Here is a 23197-nt window from a genome sequence, read left to right as displayed (position 1 = left end):
AATAAAAACGATATAGGACGAGTACCGGGGTTTTATGTCCGAAGCCTTTGATTTAATTATCAAAGCTAAATAGTCTGCAATCGGTTTAGTAGTTCTTCTTTTAGCGCTTTACTTACGGGTATGGCTTTTTTGCCAATAACAATATGATTAGCAGCTAGTTCATCAATTTGTGATACATTCACAATAAAGGATCGGTGTACTCTTATAAAATGCTTGCTTGGTAATTTTTCATCAAGGTCTTTTAATGTCATGACCAACAAATATTCTTTTGACTTTGTGTAGATACGACAGTAATTGCGTTCTGCTTCAATGTAAAGAATATCCTTAATATCTATTCGAACCATCTTTTCAAGATGCTTAACAAAAATGCTATCACTTAAAATGTAGGGAGCTAGTTTGTCTTCGGAAGTGCTTTTGGGGTTGTTCTCGGCTTCAATCCTGGCTACCGTCAATTCAATGGCGCGTTGCAGGTCCAGTTTTTTAAACGGTTTTGAAATAAACGCGTAAGGGTTTGTTTCTTTTGCTCGATTAAAGTTTGCTTCATCAGCATTTGCGGTTAAATAGATTATAGGAATATTATAAGACCTCTGCATGATTTTGGCGGTTTCTATGCCGTCTATCTTGCCTTTTAAATTGATGTCCAATAAAACAATTTCTGGTTGTTGTTGCTCTATATGCATCAGCGCTTCTTCACCTCGCGGAATGATTCCCGTAACCTCATAACCAAGCGTTGTGAGTTGTAACGATATATTGGCAGCGATAATCATTTCATCCTCAATAATCAATATGGTTGTTGGCTGACTCATTTAGGCTGCGGTATTTAATTTAAAATGAAATAAAACGGCAGTTCCATTTTGTGAGTCTTCTGTCATTTCACCATTAAGTTGTTGCGTTAATAGTTGAATGAGCTGAGAACCAAAACCGGTACCTTTTGCAACGGCACCTTCTGTTTTTCCAACGCCGTTATCAGACACTTTAAGCGTTAAGGTTTCTGGATTTGGTTTTGATAGACTTATTTTGATATTTCCTTTTGCTTCCTCTGGGAAGGCATATTTTAATGCATTGGTTAGTAGTTCATTGACGATTAATCCAATAGGAACGGCCGTGTCAACATCCAATTCCAAATTATCCATGGCACATTCTATTGACACTTTGTCTTCGGCATTAAAGGTGTCTAAAATACCTTCACCTAGGTTAAGAAAATAATCTTTCATTTCTATACTGCCAAGATTATCGCCTTGATATAGTTTTTGGTGAATGATTCCCATGGATTGTACCCTGTTTTGGCTGGCAATCATGGCGTCTTTTGTCAAGGAGTCTTCTAATTTTGCTGATTGCAATGCTATTAGGCTTTTTACAAGCTCCAAATTGTTTTTTACACGATGGTGAATTTCTTTCAACAGTAACTCATTTTGTTTGTTTTTTAAAGCCAATAATTGATTGCTTTTTGTCCTGGCTTTATAACTTCTGTAGCCAAAAAACAAAAAGCCTAAAAGCAGACAAACAACACCTATGGATAACCATTGCACTAATTTTTGTTGGGCCAATTGTAGTTTTTGGGAGGCTATGGTGCTTTCCTTTTTCTCGGTTTCGTATTGGGTGAGAAGTTTTGACATGGTTTGGTCACTTTCAATAGCTGCGGTTTTATCTCTCATGGCACGTGCTTTTTTTTGGTATTCCAAGGCCATGGGATAGTTTCCTAACTTTTCATAAATGGTACTTAAATGTCCATAATTTTCTGTTAGATTGGAATAATCTTCATCTTCTTCTTGAAACTTAACGGTTTGTAATTGATAATTGAGGGCTTCCTTATAATTACCAGTAAGCAAGTTAATTTCACCTAGGTTGGCAATAAGTACCGTAATGGCATTTCTATAATTAGCTTGTTTTGCCAAAACCAAAGCGTTTTTATATTGTGTTAATGCCTCATTGTATTTGCCCAGCCGCTTTAACGCATTACCTAAATTGTTCATGAAATCACATAAATGCATTGGGCCAAAATCCAATGATTTGGCCAACTTTAGTGCTTTATCAAAATATAAAAAGGAATCTTCAGGATTATCCATAGAAATACAAGCATCACCTGCCGATGTATATGTATAGACCAGTTCTTCTTGTAAGTTATTTTTTTTACAAAAATCAATGTTTGTTTTTGCGTAAGCCAAAGCTTCTTCATTTCGACCTTGCCTGGATAAATCCTCAGATATTCTGTTGGTCGCTCCGGCAATGCCGATATTATCTTTTAGAGATTCCATGAGGCGTAATGCTTTTATGTCAACTTCCATGGCCTTTTCCAATTCTCCTTTTTTCTTATGTACCCAGCCAATTTTAAAGTATGTGGTTGCTTGCCCTTTTTTATCATCAATAGCGATATAACCTTTTAAAGCTTTTTCAAAATGATAGGATGCCGAATCCAACTCTAATAAATTTGCATGGATTCTGCCTTTCATTTCGTTGAATTTTGGTTGCCAGTTTGTATCGTAGGTTTTATTGGCCAATGTCATACCTTGTCTAGCATAAACTAGTGCTTTTTCAAAATCAGTGTTCGATTCTATAGTTACAATTTTGCTTAACAATTCAAGCTTTTCACTGCTTTTGGTTTCTTTAGAAAGTAATTGTGTAAGACTGTCAATGGTTTGGTTTTGCGCAAACGTAGCTTGAACTATTAAAAGAAGTAAAAATGATGTTTTTTTTACTTTAATTAATATGTAATTGAATTGTAGCATGTTGTCTTTTCATTATAATAGCATTAATAAAAAAGACTTAGGGGGTTGAGATTTTAAATATAATAAAAAACTTACGTGTTTTCAAAAAACTTTAATGCTTTAAAAAATGAAATATTTTCTGAATAAAAAGGCTTAACATGGTTAAGCCTTTTAAACGTAATTAAAGTTTATATCAACTTTGGCTAAGATTAATTAGACAAGTCCTTGTTTAGGGTATACATGTAAGCCCAATCACTTGACACTAATGACCTAAATTTTGCCCGTAAAGCATCAGTTTTGGATTTGCCATTGGCTTTTTCATAAATTTCCCAAACGCTATCTTTGTCTTCATCTAAAGCAGCAAAGTTTTTAAATGGAACGGCCACAAAATAATTGGATACTTCGGGACCTCCTCCAATAACACTGTACCATGTGACATCAGTATCACCTTTAGCTTTTTTAACGGTACTCTCTACTTCTTTGACAACATCCATAAAAGCTCCTGAGTTGTTCGTTTTAACATTGTAAACCCAAACAAGTTTTGTGTCATCTGGCATGGGCGATGTTCTACTTACTTTAGGCATGGAACGGGCAATGTTGTAGTTCACGCTTTTAACATGTGGCATAATTAAATCGATAACTTTAGTACGACATTCTTTTCCTGCAGTGTCTTTGCTATCGTCATCCATTTCTGCCCATTTGGCCATGGTGCTGGTCATGGTGTAAACAGAACCTTCACCTTGAACGCGGTGCCACATGTTCCAGTGGTCTTTACCATCATTGTCCATGTAGCATTTTTTCCAGGATTTCACTCCTTCAATAAATTGGGCGGTATGCCCAGTTTTAACAGTGATTTCGGATAAGTTTAATAAAAAACTTTCATTTTCTTGTGACACAACTACTAATGGTAGCAATAGCATCAAATACAATAATTTTCTCATAATTTTGGTTGGTTTTAAATAATTAATATAATTGTGTTAGACGTATGTCTAAACATTGGTGTTCAAACTATAAAAATCAATTCAGGGCGAATGTGCTAAATTCTGAGGAGGATTTGAGAGTGTAAATCATTAAGTCTGTATTCAAACTTAATTTTATAAATATAGTAATTTTTTTACAAAACAGATAAATTTTTTAAAAATTCAGCTTCAAATATTTATAAATAATTAAAAATCAATTTATTGCAAAAAAAAGACCCAACTTACGATGGGTCTTTGATAACTAAAATTTAGTTATAAGGTTTAACCAACCAAAACCTTATCTTTTTTTGATGTAAAATCAATGTCAATTTGATTTTTTATGATGTCATCAAATGTTTCACGTTTCCTTATTAAATGCGCCTTTTTATTATACCACAATACTTCAGCAGGACGAAATCTGGAGTTGTAATTGCTAGACATTGAAAAACAATAAGCTCCTGCATTTTTGAAACATAAAATATCGCCTTCATTAATTTCATTGATGCGTCTATTGTTTCCAAACGTATCGGTTTCACAAATATATCCGACTACTGTGTAAAAGCGTTCGCGTCCATTAGGATTAGAAATGTTAACTATTTCATGGTGCGAGCCATAAAACATGGGTCTGATTAAATGGTTAAATCCAGAATCCACTTGTGCAAAAACGGTTGAGGTAGTTTGCTTTACAGCATTTACTTTTGTTAAAAAACTTCCGGATTCACTTACCAAAAACTTACCAGGTTCAAACGCTAAGGTTAAATCTTTACCATATTCTTTGCAAAACGCATTGAATTTCTCACTGAGTTTTTTACCTAATTCCTCTATGTTGGTTTCTATATCACCTGGCTTATATGGTACTTTAAAACCAGATCCAAAATCTACAAACTCTAGGTTTTTAAATTGTTTAGCGGTTTCAAACAATATTTCACTGGCATACAAAAACACATCAATATCCAAAATATCACTTCCCGTGTGCATATGAATGCCATTGATGGTCATCTTTGTATTTTCTACAATCCGTAATAAATGTGGTATTTGGTGAATGGAGATTCCGAATTTTGAATCAATATGCCCAACAGAAATATTGCTGTTGCCACCGGCCATAACATGCGGATTAATCCGGATACACACAGGAACCTGAGGATGTTTGGTTCCAAATTGCTCTAAAATGGATAGGTTGTCGATATTGATTTGCACACCTAATTTTGTTGCTTCCTCTATTTCATCCAAAGACACACCATTAGGCGTGAAAATAATTTGCTCTGGCAAAAAGCCTGCAGCTAAGCCCAATTGAACTTCTTGTATGGAAACGGTATCAATACCAGAACCCAGCGTTTTAAACAGTTTTAATATGGAAATATTTGAAAGCGCCTTAACGGCATAATTAATCTTAAGTTGTTTAACGTCCTTGAACGCATCGGTCAATCGGTTATATTGTGATACTATTTTTTCAGCATCATAAACGTATATGGGACTTCCGAACTCTTCAACTATTTTAAGCAATTGTTTTTTCACCATGGCAAACGGTCATTTTTTTTGCAAAGTTATTTTTTTCCGCAATACTAAAAATAAATTATGTAATAATTATACAAATTAAACATAATGTTAATTATTTAACAAAGTGATATTGTAAAGCGAATAGTCAGTTTTATTACTCCATAAAAGATTAGTGTAATTAATAGGTATTCTATACATTTGTTGTTCTTAAACTATCAAGAGAATTATGAATTTACATGAATATCAAGGTAAAGAAATATTAAGCACCTTTGGGGTGCGAATTCAGCGTGGTATTGTAGCCCAAAATGCGCAAGAGGCTGTTACAGCTGCAAAACATTTAACATCAGAAACCGGAACAAAATGGTACGTTATCAAGGCACAAGTTCATGCCGGAGGCCGTGGTAAAGGTGGCGGTGTTAAACTTGCTAAAAACTTGCAAGAAGTTGAACAAATTGCAGGGCAGATCATTGGAATGAATTTGGTTACGCCACAAACATCAGCCCAGGGGAAAAAAGTACATCAGGTTTTAGTGGCAGAAGATGTGTATTATCCAGGTGAGAGTGAAACGGATGAGTTTTACATGTCTGTGTTGTTAAATCGTGCTACTGGACGAAACATGATCATGTATTCTACCGAAGGCGGAATGGATATTGAATCTGTAGCTGAAAAAACACCGCATTTGATTTTTACTGAAGAAGTGGATCCTAGTGTTGGATTGATGCCGTTTCAAGCCAGACGCATAGCGTTTAATTTAGGACTATCCGGAACTGCATTTAAAGAAATGACCAAGTTTGTATCCAGTTTATACACAGCTTATGTAAAATCAGATTCGTCTTTGTTTGAGATCAATCCGGTGTTAAAAACAAGCGATAACAAAATCATGGCTGTAGATGCAAAAGTGACAATAGATGACAATGCGCTTTACAGACACAAGGATTATGTGAATTTACGCGATTTAAGAGAAGAAAACCCTATTGAGGTTGAAGCAAAAGAAGTCGGATTAAATTATGTGGACCTTGATGGTAATGTTGGCTGTATGGTAAATGGAGCAGGATTGGCCATGGCGACCATGGATTTAATAAAACAAGCAGGAGGTGAGCCAGCTAACTTTTTGGATGTTGGAGGAACTGCTGATGCAGCACGTGTTGAAGCCGCCTTTAAAATTATATTAAAAGACCCAGCGGTTAAAGCCATTCTTATCAATATTTTTGGAGGTATTGTGCGTTGCGACCGTGTAGCACAAGGTGTTATTGATGCCTACAAAAATATGGGAACTATCAATGTCCCTATCATTGTGCGCTTGCAAGGTACCAATGCCGATCTTGCTAAGGAATTGATTGATAAATCTGGTTTAGATGTACAAAGTGCTGTTGAGTTTCAAGAAGCTGCAGATAAAGTACAAGCTGTTTTAGCTTAGTTTTTGTATTGAACCTGTACGAGCTTTATATCAAAATACAAAGAGAGCAACGTTAATCGTTGCTCTTTTTTTTGGATATTGTTTTACCTTGAGTTTTGCCTTTGTAAATTTCCTTTTTATGGAAAGGTGTTTTTTGGTTTTTGGTAGTGTCTTTAATAGTTGTTTTTTCGGGCATGGGACCTCTTAGGTGAATGACCAATCCGTTTAAGAAATTCCGAAGAATTTGGTCACCACATTCCATGTATTTGGGATGGTCTTCTTTTCTGAAAAACGCGCCGAGTTCACTTTTTGAAATCCTAAAATCCACTAACTCCAAAATCTTAACAATATCATCATCTCTCAATTTTAAAGCAACTCGTAATTTTTTAAAAATATCGTTGTTTGTCATATGTCAGTCTTTTATTAACCATTGATAGGCTTCAGGAAAGTATGTACTCCATAGTGATTCATTATGATGTCCATTAGGAATTACCTTATCCATTATGTTATTGTTTTTAACGCCTTTGTCTATTAGCAATTGAACCATTTCATGTTGATCTGAGACCATTCCAGCAGCATCTTCTGTCGTTTCACCTTCTTCAGATCCCACTAAAAAGTAAAATTTTTTATCAGGATCAATAGTAGCGTTTTGGACCAAGGTAAACATTTCGTCTTTATTGATCCATATAGCAGTTGAAAACAAACCAGCTTTACCAAAAGTTTCAGGATATTTAATTATAGCATAGAGTGAAATTAAACCGCCTAACGAAGAACCCCAAATAGTGGTATGCTTGACATCCTTTAATGTATTGTAAGTACTGTCAATTTTGGGTTTCAGAGTGTTTACAATAAAATCTAAATACAAATCACCTTTACCGCCACCATATTTATCATTGTGAAATGGCGTTAATTCATCAGTGCGTTTGTCATTACCGTGTTCTATACCTATTATTATGGATTCATTGTTATCAATGGAATCTAAATACTCATCAATTTTCCATTCTCCAACAAAAGACGTTTTGTCATCAAAAAGATTCTGGGCATCATGCATATATATTACAGGATATGATATATTGGAATCTTGATAATCTTTTGGCAAATATATCCATATCTTCTTTTGGGTTTTTAATTGAGGCGCATCTATGGTGAATGTTGAAACTTGTTTTGATGCTGTGCTTTGTGCACTAATATTAATGCAAATAAAAGGTATAAATAGAAATAGTAAATTTTTAAAAATATTGTTATTTGTCATATTTATAATTTATCCTAATTAATGACATGGTTTTTTGCAAAATTAGGTGTTTACTTAGCGATTTCTAGCGTTTTTGTGATTTTTATAAAACTAGTGGCAATTTTTTGGCTTTTTAAAGCATGAATTATTTAGTGTTTTAAATTTAAAATACTGATATACAGTTATTTGTAATTTTTATTGATTAATTTGAAAATGCCATTTTGGTGTGCTTTTTTAAAGCTTGAAATAAAAATATGTGATGAAATAAATAAAATTATCGATGAATTAACCCAGTGTTTTCGATAAGTTACAAGATATCAACGATTATAAAAGTAGCCTTGTGTTGTACCTTTATAATGTAATTATTTAATTCATTCCCTGATGATTAACAGAGTAGAAAAATTAAGTCTTCTATCGGAAATGATCGCTTTTGCAAAGTACGATAAGGATATAAAAAATATAGAGTACAATTTCTTGTTGGGAGTTGCCAAACAACTTGACATATCACGAGAAGATTTTGATTATCTAATAGAACACCCTATTAATTATATCCATTTAAAATCCCATAGTGAGCGCATCGTTCAATTCCATAGGTTGGTTTTGTTAATGAACATAGAAAATAACAATGGTGAAAACAATTCATCTGGCGTTATTAAACTATATAATTTTGGCCTTAGAATGGGATTAAGCCATGAATCAATTACCAAGGTGCTCTACTTAATGGAAAGTTTTCCAAATAAAATAGTACCACCAGATGTATTGATTGATATTTTTAAAACTCAATATAACTAACAATTAACTGCTAAGAGTGTTAACCTTTTGTTGGGTTCATAATGAAAGCTAGATGTATTAAACATCTAGCTTTTCAAGTTTATTTTGATAGCTCTTTATCTCATCACGTAGTTTTGCTGCCACAATAAAGTCCAAGGCTTTGGCGGCTTCCTCCATGAGCTTTCTGGTTTCTCTGATTTTCTTTTCCAATTGAGGTTTGCTCAAATACTCACTTTCTGGTTCGGCGGCTTTTGCAGCTTGCAATTCATAACTATAAGTGCTTACGGAATTTTTTGATAAGGCATTATCCAAACTTTTATTCAAAGCTTTAGGTGTTATGTTATGTTTGGTGTTGTATGCTATTTGTTTATCCCTGCGATAATTGGTTTCATCAATGGTTTTTTGCATGCTGTTGGTGATTTTATCAGCATACATAATGGCTTTACCATTCAAGTTTCTGGCTGCTCTACCCACGGTTTGGGTCAATGACCTTGCCGATCGTAAAAACCCTTCTTTATCGGCATCTAAAATAGCCACCAAGGATACTTCGGGTAAATCCAAGCCTTCTCGCAATAAGTTGACACCAACCAAAACATCAAACAAGCCTTTTCTTAAATCCTGCATAATCTCAACACGTTCTAAAGTGTCCACATCACTGTGGATGTATCGGCATCTAATTTGTATTCGCTCAAGATACTTGGTCAATTCTTCGGCCATCCTTTTAGTCAGGGTTGTGACCAAGGTGCGCTCATCTTTTTCTACTCGAAGCTGTATTTCCTCAATTAGATCATCTATTTGATTCAAGCTTGGACGAACCTCTATTTCTGGATCCAATAAACCTGTTGGCCTAATCACTTGTTCTACATAAACGCCATCGGTTTTTTGAAGTTCATAATCAGCAGGAGTGGCACTTACATAAATCACTTGGTTTTGTAATGCTTCAAATTCTTCAAATTTCAAAGGACGGTTATCCATTGCTGCCGGCAATCTAAAACCATATTCCACTAAATTTTCCTTACGACTTCTGTCGCCACCATACATAGCATGAACTTGCGAGATGGTAACGTGGCTTTCATCAATCACCATTAAAAAATCATCAGGGAAATAATCCAACAAGCAGAATGGGCGAGAACCTGGTTGTCTGCCATCTAAATAGCGTGAATAGTTTTCAATACCCGAACAATAGCCCAATTCACGTATCATTTCCAAATCAAATTCAGTACGTTCTTTCAATCGTTTAGCTTCCAGATGCTTGCCTATTTCCTTAAAATAATCATGTTGTTTAACTAAATCATCCTGAATGTCTTTAATGGCATTTTGTAATACATCAGGTGAGGTTACAAACATGTTGGCTGGATAAATATTGAGCCTGTCATATTTTTCAATGATTTGATTGGTTTGAATATTAAACGATTCAATATCCTCAATCTCATCACCAAAAAAATGGATTCTAAAGGCATCATCAGCATAACTTGGAAAAATGTCCACGGTATCACCTTTTATTCTGAAATTTCCATGATTAAATTCACCTTCCGTTCTGGAATATAAACTTTGCACCAATCGATGCAATAATTTAGTCCGTGAAATAACTTGGTCGCGTTCCAAAGAAATGACATTTTTTTGAAACTCAACGGGATTTCCTATACCATACAAGCATGAAACCGATGCCACAACAAGCACATCACGACGACCAGAAAGTAGGGAAGAGGTCGTACTCAACCGCATTTTTTCTATTTCCTCATTAATGGATAAATCTTTTTCTATGTAAACACCTGTAACAGGAATGTAAGCTTCGGGTTGATAATAATCATAATACGATACAAAATACTCAACAGCGTTATCAGGAAAAAACTGTTTGAATTCAGAATACAGCTGTGCTGCCAAGGTTTTGTTATGCGCTAAAACCAAGGTTGGTTTTTGAACCTCTTGGATGACATTAGCCACGGTAAATGTTTTACCAGAACCCGTTACACCCAACAAAGTTTGGTATTTTTCATTGGCATTTATGCCATTGACAAGTTGGGAAATAGCTTGTGGCTGATCTCCTGTTGGACTAAAATCTGATTTAACTTTAAATTGCATCTTGCAAAATTACGGAAAAATACCGTCTTAGCGTTTTAGAGTAAAATGTCCCATAAACTGCCTGCCGTCTTGAAGAATAACCTTGAACCAATAGTCGTCATTTGATAATAAATGTCCATTAAACGTGCCGTCCCATCCGTTACTTAAGGGATTTAATTGTTTTAACAATTTTCCGTATCGGTCAAATATATAAATAGTGCTATTGGGTTGAAACTGCGCATTAATACCTTGGATCTGCCAGTAATCATTTGCCCCATCACCGTTTGGTGTAAAGAACTTGGGATATCCAATGATCGAGATTTCGAGAACAGATGTGCCACAGCCTTTTTTGTCCCTTACATAGAGTTTGTAAAGACCACCTTTTAAATGGTTAAAAACCAAATCGTCCTGATAGTTAAAAAAGGGCTCGTCCTGCAACGTTGAAGTGGCATCTTCTAAGGCAAACTCATAGTCTCCTTGTCCAAGGTTTGAATTATCAATTGTTAGGCTATTGTCATTTGAAATATCAACAATGGTAATATCGTTTTGAGTTATTGTAGCCAGTTCTGAAGCATTCACAAATACATCTCTTGTTCTGGAACACCCTGTTCCATCGGTTTTTGTAAGCGTTACAGAATACGTTCCTGGAGTGGACACTGTTAAAGTTGAAGCGTTAGAAAGAATGGTTCCATCTTGGTAAGTCCACTGGTAATGAAATACTTCCGAAGGGTTGTCTTCTAAAGGATCCAGAACAACCGTAAAACTAGGGTCTGATGAACACACAATCTGTGGTGTGTCAATTGAGAACTCAGGAAGTGGGTTTACAATCAATTCAATGGTTGTTGATGCGGTGCATGATAGGTTTATAGGGTTCACTACTTCTACTTTGATGATTTGATTTCCAGAAATCAATGGATTTGGTAATGACTGGCTATGTGTGATTGCCATACCATTTTCATCTATATAATCATAATAAATGTCCATACCTGTTTGTCCTTGTAAAATAATATTTGCAAAGGAGGAAGTATCAAAAGGGTATAGGCCATCATTGTCAATATCACCAGCGTCACCATCACATACAATTTGCTCTGGCACTGCATTGGCAACAGGTTGGGTATCTACAATAAATTCCAAAGTGGTTTCATCATAGCAAGCATTAGGTGTGTTATTGTTAAGTCTGATTGTCATGGTTTGGCTATCCATTAATAGCGTGTTGGGCAGGGGACTGGTAACTGGGTTTCCAATAAAGTCGGTTAAGGGGTTGCCAGAACTATCAAAATAGTTTATTGACACATCATTTGAGGATTGACTTCCTAAAACCGTTGCTTCCAATGTTGAAACATCAAAAGGATAAGCGCCATCAAAGTCGTCATCACATTGCCTTGGAATGTTAACTTGGTTTGCAACTGGCAAGGCTTCCACTATTAATAAATTTGGAAACTCTTTTAAGCCCAAACAATTATTGCCCAAATCACTTTTTACACGCACCCAAATATCTTGGGAGTTGGGTGAATTGGTGTTTTGGTGATTTGAAATATCGGCTATTTCGTTAATCTCCAATTCAGCATCGGTTTGATTTTCGTAAAAATTGACGGACACATTAATGGATGGAAAAATAACATTTATGATATGGTCTTTAATTGACGTTAAATCAAACGTTGAAATTCCATCCCTGACATCAATACCATCGTCACATTGGTACATGGAATTTGGATTATAGTTGTCTAATACTGCACTGGAAGGTGTAACTTCCAAGGAAAGTGGTACAACGCTAGCGCAACCTTTTGGAGTTTCAACGCGTATCCAAACTGTTTCTGGAGAAAATCCTAAGCTGTCCTGATAGGTATCTGGATTAGGAATTGGTGAATTACCTGATTCGGCATCGGCCTGATTCAAGAAATATGAAAATGTGAGGTTTTCAGCAATATAGTTGGGGTTAACGTCTTCTTTGATACTATTTAAAGTAAGATTAAAAAACGCTTGACCATCATTGGATGCATCATCACATTGTGAATAGATACTAGGGGTGTTAGCTACTGGCAAATCATTAACGGTTAACGTTATTTCATCTGAATATATGCCACAGATATTGTCGGTTCTATTTAAAAATGCTCTGTATTTGTTGTTATTATAGGTTAGTGTTACCGCTAGAATAGTTAAATTATTGGTTGATGAATCACTATAAAAAGCACCATCTGTTATAGGATTCCAATTGATTCCTCCATCGGTGCTCAATTCCCATTTGATAGCATCTATTGGGGAACTGATTAGAGAAATAACAGTGTCTGATAGATTACAAACTTCAGTATCTACAGGTTGTGTAGTAATTGTTATGGTGCCGTCAATTAGATATACACTATTAGGCAAGGTGTAACCATCACTAGAGTTTGTTACAAGTCCTTGTATGTTAACTATTGGTGGTGAATTGCCTAGGAAACCATCATTGTTTCCATCTGAAAACCCGGCCTCAATAACATCACTACAGCCATCACCATCGCTGTCAGAATCCAGATAATTAAATATTGAATCATTATCAAGATCACTCAGCGTATAACCAATAATATTACTGTCTGGAGTTGTTTCGGCATTGTCGTCCCAACCGTTGTAGCCCACCAGAGTATTTACGTTATCAATAACACCATTAAAATCGGTATCCGGTAAACCGCTTCCAGATTCTTTCACATCATAAATACCATCATTGTCACTATCCAAATCATAAAAATCGGGTACATTATCGTTGTCTGTATCAATTGGGTTTGCATACAAATCATAGATGTCATCTAGTCCGTTAAAATCTGCATCAATTCCTGATAAGATTACTAATTTGCCTTGATTTTCAATATAATCAGGGATACCATCATTATCACTATCTAAGTCTAAACTGTCTTCCACACCATCATTATCAGAATCTTTCGCCACACAGGTTGCAGAAATTTTAAAGGTCGCTTGGTTGCTATTGTTTTCTGAATCATTTTTATGAATGTAGGTAAAAGAGTCCACACCATTTGCAGAAAAACTAAACGTGCCAGCACCAAGGGCTAACTTTGTTCCATTTAATTTAAACCGTATTTCAAAAGCTGAAATTTGGGTGATGCCTGTCTCATACACACCATCGTAATTAGTGTCAATAAGCAGTTGGTCATCTGGGTCTAAAAGTGTAAAAGTTCTGTTATTTGGAACCCGAATTATAAATTCCTCATCATTGGTCATTACACCATTGCCAAGCGTTGATGATGTAGCATATTCAAACAACAAGTTAAGGTTTTTATTGAAATTTAAAGCATAGGTTACACTGGTTTCAATAGTGCCATTTTTACTCGGGGTTTCGCTCATAAATGTTCCGTCACTAGACCCTAAAAAAGGAGTTGTGGCTGCATTGCCAGTAGTGGAAAGCGTTCCAGTATAGGTGTAATTTCCAACGGGAATAGTACCGCCTGTAAGATTTGACAAATTGATGGTTTGATTGCCATTGGATTCCGTACAATTTAAAATGCCATCATTATCATTATCTATATCAATATTATCAGGAATACCGTCATTGTCAATATCGTCTGGACATATACTTACGGGGACCTCAAGAGACTCTAAAGTTAACCCAGAACAAATTAATTTTCCTATTAATTTGTAAGTTCCAGATGCTGAGGGGGTATATTGCATACTTGTTGAGCCTGTTGACACAAAACCGCCTCCAGAGCCATCATCAAAAAACCATTCAATACTGTCAAAGTTTCCCATGTTTGCCACTTCCAAAGTCACGTTTGGAATACAAATTCCCAAGGTTACAAAGGAAGTGTCAAAATTTATTTCGGGTGCCGTTGGAAAACCAGAGTAGAAACTTCCCGATGTGGCTGCACCATTATAGTTGAAATAAGCACAATATAATTCGTCATCACATTGAACAGACACATTACCATTTAAACCAAGAACTTTATAGGTCACGTAACTTGAATTGCCACTTACAGTACTTGGTCCTATTGTTGAAAAACTCGAGATGGGTGTATTGTTTATGGTTACGGTAGCACCCACTTTGGTAACTATTGAAATACCTCCAGAATAGGTGGTGTTTCCAATGTTGTTTATAAACGCAATATTATCCAAATTACCACGCGTTTCACAACTTAAAGGTGGTACAAAAAACATGCCTTGGTTGGCTTCACTGGTGGTTGCTCCTAGACCTTGATAAGCAAAAACAGGTTGTGATGTGGCCACGTACATATTGCCGTTTGCATTATATTTATCACCCTCAATTAAATAGTACTCCCCAGCATTAATAGTTGAGGTAGTTGTACCATTGATGCTTATAGACGTATTGTCTGAGTGGGCTACAATCAAGACGTTTTCCCAATCATTAGTGCCGTCACCTTTTACAAAAATGTATTCGTTGCCCACTTTTGAGAGATCAACAATTTGGTCAATGCCATAATCTCTGCCAGTTCCATTGCTAAAACTTCCATTTGCTGAACCACAATTAACCACAATCGGTTTATCTGATTGTACTAAAGCTCCAATGAGTCCATCTCTGTTAATTGCACTATCAAAGCTATTGGTTGCTATGGTATAGCTTTCTCCCTTATTTAAAGTTATATTAACTGGTGTTGGTCCAAAATAATTTTTTATGATTAATCCGGTTGGTAAATTACTAAATGTTACGTTGGTATTATCTTCTGTTGCCATAACAGATACAAAATTCAAATAATTGCTTTGAGGGTTTTCATTCGTGTAACAACCAACCCTAAAAGTGTTACCTAATGCTGCCAATCCTTTGCTGACAAGGGCGCCCGCTTGAGCACCATTACCTGCATTCATTCGTACCGATACATAAATAGGAGCTTCAGCTTCAATGATGAAACCTCTATCATTAACCACTGTGCTTGTTATGGTTGATGGTATAAACAATTGTCCGTAGCCAGTGCCTAAATAAATTTCTTGAGGATTAGCATTTGAAACAGTACCTGTTATCTTACTTGAAGTTGGCTGTCCTACAGGTATGATGGTGTAGTTTATATTTGCCAAACTAGGGGTTGATATATAAATATATTGTTCCTCAGGGTTGGCATTGCCAAATTCGGCACTTGTTAATGGGGGAATATAATGGGTTTTGCTTAATTGGGAAAATACAGCATGATGAATAACAATAAACAGGATGAAAAGAAAGAACCTCTTAAAATTGCTATTATTGTTCATGCGAAATTTTAAATTATATAATTGATAATTCAGGGTGATTTTTAACCAATGCTAAGATAAATCATAAACCAATTCATTTTATTTTTAATATAACGGAAAGGTCTGTTTTTCGTCAAAATGAGTATTATTATCATTTATCTGATGAGGTAGATCAACGTTTTAATGCAAAATGGCCTCTATATTCTGTGCCATCAGCTAACAGGACAACATACCAATAGTCATCACTTGGCATCAAATTGCCATGAAGCGTACCGTTCCAACCAGGTTCAATAGGATTGATTTGTTTGACGAACTTGCCATAGCGATCAAATATTTTAATGTCAATATCTGAATTGAACTGCGCATTCACACCATAAGGTTTCCAGGTGTCGTTTGTTCCGTCATTATTTGGCGTAAAGAACTTTGGAAAACCCAAGACTGATATTTCTTTTTCAAGGGTTCCGCAGCCATTAGTATCCATCACATAAACCGTATGAAATCCTGGTTTTACATTTGAAAAGGTATTGCTGTTATGAAATATGGGAACATCAAGCGCATATTGATAATTACCTTCACCAGAAGCAGAAACTGTAACCGTATTGTTTTCAGTTGCTTGTTGGATGTCTATTTTTTCTATTGTAGCGATGTTGGAAGGAATAACGGAGATGTCTCTACTTGAAGAACATCCATTTGAAAATGAAACCACTACGGTATAAGTGCCAGTTTCATTGACATCAATACTAGTTGTGTTTGCAGTAATCATTTGGTTGTTGTAAAACCATTCATAAGTTGGGTTGTTGCCAGAACCATTTAGTAAACCAGAATCTATGCTGATGGTTTGTGGATAACTATTCAAACAATAGGGTACCATTTCATCGGGCAAAAGTTGGGATGAATTATTTACAATTAAATTTATAGTTGTAAATAGTTCGCAAAAGATTACTTGTGCTTTAACGTAAATTTCTTGCGAAAATGCTGTTGTATTTATATAGGAATCACTTAATTGATTAATATGATTGGCCGCATCATCATAGGTATTATAAAACGTGATTTCTGCACCTTGAGAAACTTCAGTTTTAATCAGATTTCTTAATTCGTTTAAATTAAAGGTTGTAAACCCATCACCGTCATCATCACAAGCTTCAAAAGACTTAACATTTGAACTCGTGTAGTTTGCTTCAAGTGTTAATGGTTCAACAGCAAAACAGCCATATTGATTTTCAAGTCTAGCAAATACAACCTGCATTGGTATTGTGTTAATAAAGCTATTGGGGTTTGGGATTGGATTTATATTTTGAATAGCATCATTTTCGGTCAAATAAAAATCAATAACAGGTAACTCAGGATAACCATTAAGCGTAAAAAATGGATCAGCTAAATGTAAATCAAAGAAGGTTATCCCATCATTATCATTATCACAAAGGTTCAAGTAGTTTTGAGTTGTATGAAGTTTTTCAGCATATTCCACGGTCACATTTCCATTGGCTATACAACTGTTATTCAAAGTCACTTCAACACTGTATGTGCCAGGTGTTGTAACCATGTAAGTGTCATTTGTCTCGCCCAAAATTTCATTGCCATCCTTAAACCATTTGTAGGTATTATTGCCTGCTTGAGAGGCGTCAAGAAGTAAGGTTTCATTTTCGCAAAGAGGATTATTGGTTGCAATTAACCTATCCGGACCTAAATCTGTACTTAATTGAAAACTGCCTGCTTCCAAAAACACGGCTGAGTCATACCGATAATTTGCTTCATCACCAATCACGAGTTTTACATGATAGGTTTCATTGGGCACTGTGTTTGCGGTGGCGGTTAAAATGGCTGTCTGTCCATTAAAGTTTATGGGAGCTGACGCATTGTTCCAACTGCCAAAATACGTTTCATTTTGTGCAGCGCATCCTCCCGGAATATTGGGGTGAACAGTTGTAACTTTAACAGGTGTTTGTGTATTTGGTATGACAGCAATATTGGTATATTGACTGCTGTTGATGTTACGTATTAAAAATCCAAACAAGTCTGAATATTGACAGGTATTGGAATTGTTTATCTGATATTCTTCTGAAGCAAATAAATATCTAAAACTAATTTGAGAGGCAATGGCGGTGAATTCAAATTCAATAATAGTGGCATTTGTGGTATTGTTTTCATTTAAAATGGTTTCCAAATCAGTATCTCCACCCCAATTGGTAGCATTATCGTCACTTAAGGTATTGTTTGGCCCAGGAACATGTGCTAAACGGCCAGTGCTTAACACGATGCCGCTTTGAAAGGGGAACGACGTTCCAGAAGCATCAAAATAGCCATAACTCTGATCGGAGCCACCAAAATCACCACCAACAACATTGGTTACAGTGACTTTGGTAATGCAATTGCTGTTAATTAAAATATCTTCAATGAGTTGTTGTGGTGTATAGGTTTGGCTATCAACTTGTACATTTTGCCCAAATGACAATAAACTAACCGTAAAAAAACAAATAAAAAAAAGGTGTTTCATTAAAAAATGATATGGAAATACAAATATACGTAGTAGATGGAAATCAATTGATTTTTTAACGCTTTAAAGCAAAATGCCCTTTCACTTCAAAATCAAGACCGTCTTTTTTTACTTTGGCTACAAACCAATAATCATCAGCTGGCATGTTTTGTCCATTAAAAGTGCCGTCCCAGCCTATAGAGTAAGACGGTAGGGTTTTTAAGAGTTTTCCATATCGGTCATAAATATAAGTAACGGTTCCTGGAATTTCTTCAATTCCTACAATTTGCCATGTATCAAAATTGCCATCATTATTTGGAGTTACAAATTTTGGATAATCAATAACCACAACATTTTTTGAAACATCTTGGCAACCATTGAGATCTCTTATGGTCACGGTATGGAGGCCAAACGTAACATTATTAAATACATTGGATGTTTGCGGTGTTCCACCATCTAAAATATACACGTAATCACCTATTCCACTTATATCAACCGTGATGCTGTTTGGGTCCGCAAAATCAACAGTTGTCGTGAAATTTATAGTAGCTTCTTCTGATTCTATGACAGTAAAAGCTTTGGTAGCTTCACAGTTATTAGGTGTTGTAACGGTGACCCAATAATCTCCTAAATCTTGAGGTTGAATCTGTATTTGAGGTGTGGTTTCACCTGTTGACCACACATAAGTATCGTTTAAGTTTCCTGTACTTGCATCAACTATCAATGGTAAGTCATTGGCACACAAGGGAACAATGTCATTAATGTTTATTATAGGCAAAGGGTTAACAATGGTGGTAAATGATGTAGTATCAAAACAGCCTGTAACATTGTTTTCCATTCTGGCATAAATAACTTCGCCATCATAAGCTGCATGAGTATAGTTTAAGGCATTTATTTTATTAACGGCATCATCAACACTTGTGTAATAGCTTACCGAAAAATCATTGGGGTTTTCTGCTCCAATAATGGCGTTTTTTTGCTGAGACAAATCAAATGTTAGAAAGCCATCATAATCATCATCACAATCTTCAAGGTTTGGAGGGGTCATTGCAACAGGATTTGGATTGATTTGTAAATTGAATGATTGTATTATGATACAACCAGTAACTGGATCTTCAACTCTTGCAAAAAACGTGTTGAAGGAATTGATGTAATTAAAAATATCTGGTAATGGATTAGAATTGTTTTCTGCTTCAATCAATGAATTGTGATAACTGATAATTGCTGTGTTTGGGTCATTAACAATCATGGAGTTTACCTGAGATAAGTCATAGGTGTTTGTGTCATTATCACAAATTTCAATGGTTCCAATTGTATTGGTAGGGATTGGCAGGTTTACAATTAAATCCAAAGGAACAATAGTGTAACAACCCGTTAAGGTATTGGTAACTTTTATATAGACTGTTTGAGGATTGTTGATGTTGGTGTAGTTTCCTGGGTCAGCAATTTCTTTTGAAGGGTCTTCAACATCATTTATATCTTCAAAATAGCTTATGGACAAATCTGTTGTTACTCGATCTAAAAGTTGAAAATTTGCATCGTTTAAATTAAAGGATGTTTTGCCATCATAATCAGTGTCACATTGCGTAAAAGGATCTGCTTGAGAGACGTCAGGAGCAGCAATAATGTTAATGCCAAGCTCTTCTATAACATAACAAATGGAATTGTTTCCTTCAATTCTTACATAAATAGTTTCAGGATTGGTGGAATTGGTATATTGAAGCGGCAATGGGTTTGTTTTGTTTTCGGCATTTTGAATGCTGGAATAAAATGTAATATCCAATGGAACTGACGCGCCTTGGGATATTTCAGCAATTTTATCATTTAAATTAAAAACATTTTTACCATCGTTACTACTGTCATCACAAATTAAATAGTCAGAAAAAGCGGTGTTATAATCCGGATTGGAAGACACCAGAATGGTAAATGACGTGTCGCCATAACAACTTGGGTCTATGGTATTTTGTACTCTTACATAAATAGTTTGCGGACTTGATATGTTTTGATACAATGTGTTTTTATCAATTGGAACTGTGTGACTGGAGTCTTCAAAATACAACACCTCTTTTCCAGCTTGGCCATTTAAAATTTCATTGTCCTTGTCTGAAAACAAAAAATCTGCTTTTCCATCACCATCGTCCTCACAAATTTCATAATCACTAATATTGGGGAAAACGGGTTGGGTACTTACAATCACGTTTAATGTGGCAATGTTAAAGCATTCAGACAAGTTGTTTTCTACTCGTACAAAAATATTTTGAGTATTTGAGTTATATGCGTTAGGGGTGGCTATAGCATTTGTATTGGTTTCGGCATCTGTTAATGATGTGAAGAAGCTAAAGTTTAACCCCGTTCTATCAGTCACTATTTCATCAATTTTGGTGTCAAGGTTTATGGTTGAAAAACCATCTTGGTCATCATCACAAATAATAAACGGACTCGGTTGCGCTATAGCAGGAGCGGGAACTACAGTTATTTCAAATTTATTTTCAGTATGGCAACCAGAATCAATGTTTTCAATTCTGGCCCAAAAAGTTTGTGTTCCAGAAACCGGATATAATGGAGTTAATTCGTTGCTGTTGTCTATAGCGTTTTGTTCAGTCAAAAAATAATGCACTTCAAAGTTTGTGTTTCCGCTTGTTACTGTATCATCTAGTGAATGCAAATCCACATCAACAATGCCATCTTCATCAGAATCACAATATTTTATTGGTTCCACAGGCTGAAACAATAAAATTGGGTTTACCAATAATTTGATTTCAGCATTTTCCTCGCAATTACTGATAGTGTCCCTTATTTTTATATAAAGGAGTTGTGGGCTTGTTGCAGTATATGGAACACTTGGGTCTAAGGCATTGGCTGTATTATTATTGAGTAAATCTGTTTCGTCTTCATAATAAGTGACGGTTAAATCTGGTAAATCGTTCGCAATATAAGTTGTAATTGAATTGAGATAAAAATCTGCTTTTCCATCATTACCAGCATCATCGCATAGCGCAAAATCTCCAACATCTGTACCGGTTAACAGTAAATTGGTATGAATCTCAATAGGCACAATACTGGGGCAACCTGTATTATTGTCTTCAACCCGAATAAAAACGGTTTGGACATCTGGATTGATGTTTTGATAATTTGTTTCGTTAGCAATGGCATTGCTGCCGGATTCCGCATCTTCATAGGTGGTATGAAACGTAATGGTAACTCCCGATGCTGGCAGACCATTCAACACACTAGGAATGACTTCGGTTAAATCAAAAGTGGCCGTTCCATCATGGTCTGGGTCACAGGCATCAATAAATTGTGTGTCTGTATTTACAATTGGGCTGTTTATGATATTAACATCTAGTGTGGTTGTGTTAAAACAGCCAGTTTGTGTATTAACAACTCTAACAAAAAATGACTGTGAGTTTGGAGAACTTGCATTAACATAAGGTGATATAATTGGGCTGTTACCAGAAAGTGCATCTGCTTGGGTGAAATGATAGGAAACGGATAAATTTGTGTCTCCCCCTGTTATTTCACTGTCTTTTTCAGTTAAATTAATATCAGTAATACCATTTGGAGTGGCGTCATTATCACATACTTTTAAAGGTGTTGGAGGTGTTATATTTGGAATTAAGTTTACGATCAAATTAAACGGCGCATAAGAAAAACAACCTGTATCTGTGTTTTCTATTGCCACGTAAACTTGTTGTGGATTTGCTGTGTTTGGAATAGGTGCTGCTATGGCATTGACATCATTTCTGGCATTGGCTTCAGTGTAATAATATTTTAAATTGTAGTTGCCAGTTGGAAGAAGCCCTAATATTTCTGCATTCTTATTTTGGAGGTCAAAAATTTCGGTTACGTCCCCACTTAAATCATCACACATTTCAAAATCTGAAATGGGACTTACTGGGGGTTCTGAGTTTAAAGTGACTTGAATCTCATCTTCTTGTGTACAAATCTTACTATTTAAAGGCACTGATATTTCAACTCTATACGTTCCATCTTGAGTCACATTTAACTTTGGACTTGAAGCTCCACTAATAGGATTGTTGTTTAAAAACCATGAATACGAAGCTTGAGGATTTTGGATATCGGCATTTAATGTGGCTGAATTCAAACAAGTTACAATATCAGGCCCTAAATCTAGATTATCAAAACTGATGCCTTCAATAAATACGGCAGAATCATATTGTAAATCAGAATAATCAGCGATGATTAATTTAATGTGATATTGTACATAAGGCACAATAGAAGCGGTTGCAATTAAAGGAACGGTTCTACCATTGTAATTGGTGTCTCCAAGTTGATAACCATCAAAATACTGGTCGTTTTGTGCTGGACAAATCCCAAAAATCTCATCATGAATACTATTGGTGCTTACAGGTGTTGAAGTACCAGGCACTACTGCAATATTTTGATAGGGGCCGGCGCTTGCAGTGGGTTTTATTAAAAATACAAATCCATCAGAAAATTGACAGGGATTGATACCAAAATATTCTTCAGAGGCCAATAAATAATTAAATTGAACCAAATTGGAAGTTGATACCAAATCAAATTCGATGGATGTGGCATTAAGGGTGTTTGTGATGCCCAAAGCTGTTTCAAGATCAGGATCGGTACCCCATATAGTTGACCCTTCGCTGAGTGTTGGTGTTCTTGGGCTGTTCCCACCAGATTCGGCATTACCAGTAGATAACATGACTCCATCTTGAAAGGGAAAATTAGAGTTGGCTTTATTAAAATAACCATAACTGGCAAGTCCGTATGAACTACCGTTGACAGACGATTTTATATTTGAAATTTCAACACAACCTTTAACTAAGTTATTTAAAACCAGTTGGTCAAGAGGAACAGAAGAGTCTACAGATATTTGTTGCTGAGAAAACACAACATTATAGCTACAGAACAGTAGTAGTAAAAAGGCATAATATTGTAGGTTACTTTTCACTTCGC

The 23197-nt window shown here is 35.6% G+C and carries 12 protein-coding genes; 2 read left to right on the top strand and 10 right to left on the bottom strand.

Annotated elements, in window-relative coordinates; all coding sequences use genetic code 11:
* Positions 1–65 precede the first annotated feature (65 nt).
* The 4 genes from IEW94_RS09355 to lysA all read right to left on the bottom strand — a co-directional run bounded on the left by IEW94_RS09355 (position 66) and on the right by lysA (position 5182).
* Positions 66–806 carry a LytR/AlgR family response regulator transcription factor gene (locus IEW94_RS09355; RefSeq protein ID WP_188652321.1) on the bottom strand — a complete coding sequence of 247 codons (741 nt, stop codon included), beginning with the start codon at positions 804–806 and terminating at the stop codon, positions 66–68.
* Entirely contained in the window at positions 807–2726 is a 1920-nt protein-coding gene (locus IEW94_RS09350) for a tetratricopeptide repeat-containing sensor histidine kinase (protein ID WP_188652319.1), read from the bottom strand. It lies immediately after the preceding gene.
* Positions 2727–2914: 188 nt separating this feature from the next.
* A complete protein-coding gene (locus IEW94_RS09345) occupies positions 2915–3646 on the bottom strand; it encodes a hypothetical protein (protein WP_188652318.1) in 732 nt (243 codons plus the stop codon).
* A gap of 300 nt (positions 3647–3946) precedes the next feature.
* A complete protein-coding gene (gene lysA, locus IEW94_RS09340) occupies positions 3947–5182 on the bottom strand; it encodes a diaminopimelate decarboxylase (protein ID WP_188652316.1) in 1236 nt (411 codons plus the stop codon).
* 205 nt (positions 5183–5387) lie between these two features.
* On the opposite strand from lysA, the gene sucC reads away from it, so the two are divergent.
* Complete coding sequence (gene sucC, locus IEW94_RS09335; protein ID WP_188652314.1) at positions 5388–6578, top strand: ADP-forming succinate--CoA ligase subunit beta; 1191 nt, start codon at positions 5388–5390, stop codon at positions 6576–6578.
* Between the two features lie 52 nt (positions 6579–6630).
* Here sucC and IEW94_RS16920 read toward each other — a convergent pair whose 3' ends face one another.
* Positions 6631–6966 carry a DUF1456 family protein gene (locus tag IEW94_RS16920; RefSeq protein WP_229669498.1) on the bottom strand — a complete coding sequence of 112 codons (336 nt, stop codon included), beginning with the start codon at positions 6964–6966 and terminating at the stop codon, positions 6631–6633.
* A gap of 3 nt (positions 6967–6969) precedes the next feature.
* Entirely contained in the window at positions 6970–7809 is an 840-nt protein-coding gene (locus IEW94_RS09325) for an alpha/beta hydrolase (RefSeq protein WP_188652312.1), read from the bottom strand.
* Between the two features lie 360 nt (positions 7810–8169).
* Between IEW94_RS09325 and IEW94_RS09320 the strand changes: the two genes are divergently transcribed.
* A complete protein-coding gene (locus IEW94_RS09320) occupies positions 8170–8580 on the top strand; it encodes a TerB family tellurite resistance protein (protein WP_188652310.1) in 411 nt (136 codons plus the stop codon).
* Positions 8581–8637: 57 nt separating this feature from the next.
* Here the strand turns inward: IEW94_RS09320 and uvrB are convergent, their stop codons facing one another.
* From uvrB to IEW94_RS09300, 4 genes are all read right to left on the bottom strand, one after another.
* Positions 8638–10641 (bottom strand): excinuclease ABC subunit UvrB, encoded by a 2004-nt coding sequence (uvrB, locus tag IEW94_RS09315; protein ID WP_188652308.1) that lies wholly within the window; start codon positions 10639–10641, stop codon positions 8638–8640.
* Between the two features lie 27 nt (positions 10642–10668).
* On the bottom strand, positions 10669–15804 hold the full coding sequence (locus IEW94_RS09310; protein ID WP_188652306.1) for an FIDD domain-containing protein: 5136 nt from the start codon (positions 15802–15804) through the stop codon (positions 10669–10671).
* Positions 15805–15955: 151 nt separating this feature from the next.
* Positions 15956–18277, bottom strand: a complete 2322-nt coding sequence (locus tag IEW94_RS09305) for a T9SS type B sorting domain-containing protein (protein WP_188652305.1) — start codon at positions 18275–18277, stop codon at positions 15956–15958.
* 55 nt (positions 18278–18332) lie between these two features.
* A complete protein-coding gene (locus tag IEW94_RS09300; RefSeq protein WP_229669497.1) occupies positions 18333–23192 on the bottom strand; it encodes a T9SS type B sorting domain-containing protein in 4860 nt (1619 codons plus the stop codon).
* Positions 23193–23197 lie beyond the last annotated feature (5 nt).

Origin of the sequence: Yeosuana aromativorans (assembly GCF_014646655.1) — a bacterium.
In the GTDB taxonomy this organism is placed as follows: Bacteria; Bacteroidota; Bacteroidia; order Flavobacteriales; family Flavobacteriaceae; genus Yeosuana; species Yeosuana aromativorans.
Note: the sequence above shows the minus strand (reverse complement) of the source record. Positions and strands in the feature narration are given on the sequence as shown.

Coding starts and splice junctions, on each gene's coding strand:
- IEW94_RS09345 (WP_188652318.1), bottom strand. CDS start 3,646: ATGAGAAAATTATTGTATTTGATGCTATTGCTACCATTAGTAGTTGTG.
- IEW94_RS09305 (WP_188652305.1), bottom strand. CDS start 18,277: ATGAAACACCTTTTTTTTATTTGTTTTTTTACGGTTAGTTTATTGTCA.
- IEW94_RS09320 (WP_188652310.1), top strand. CDS start 8,170: ATGATTAACAGAGTAGAAAAATTAAGTCTTCTATCGGAAATGATCGCT.
- IEW94_RS09325 (WP_188652312.1), bottom strand. CDS start 7,809: ATGACAAATAACAATATTTTTAAAAATTTACTATTTCTATTTATACCT.
- IEW94_RS16920 (WP_229669498.1), bottom strand. CDS start 6,966: ATGACAAACAACGATATTTTTAAAAAATTACGAGTTGCTTTAAAATTG.
- lysA (WP_188652316.1), bottom strand. CDS start 5,182: ATGGTGAAAAAACAATTGCTTAAAATAGTTGAAGAGTTCGGAAGTCCC.
- IEW94_RS09310 (WP_188652306.1), bottom strand. CDS start 15,804: ATGAACAATAATAGCAATTTTAAGAGGTTCTTTCTTTTCATCCTGTTT.
- sucC (WP_188652314.1), top strand. CDS start 5,388: ATGAATTTACATGAATATCAAGGTAAAGAAATATTAAGCACCTTTGGG.
- IEW94_RS09355 (WP_188652321.1), bottom strand. CDS start 806: ATGAGTCAGCCAACAACCATATTGATTATTGAGGATGAAATGATTATC.
- IEW94_RS09350 (WP_188652319.1), bottom strand. CDS start 2,726: ATGCTACAATTCAATTACATATTAATTAAAGTAAAAAAAACATCATTT.
- uvrB (WP_188652308.1), bottom strand. CDS start 10,641: ATGCAATTTAAAGTTAAATCAGATTTTAGTCCAACAGGAGATCAGCCA.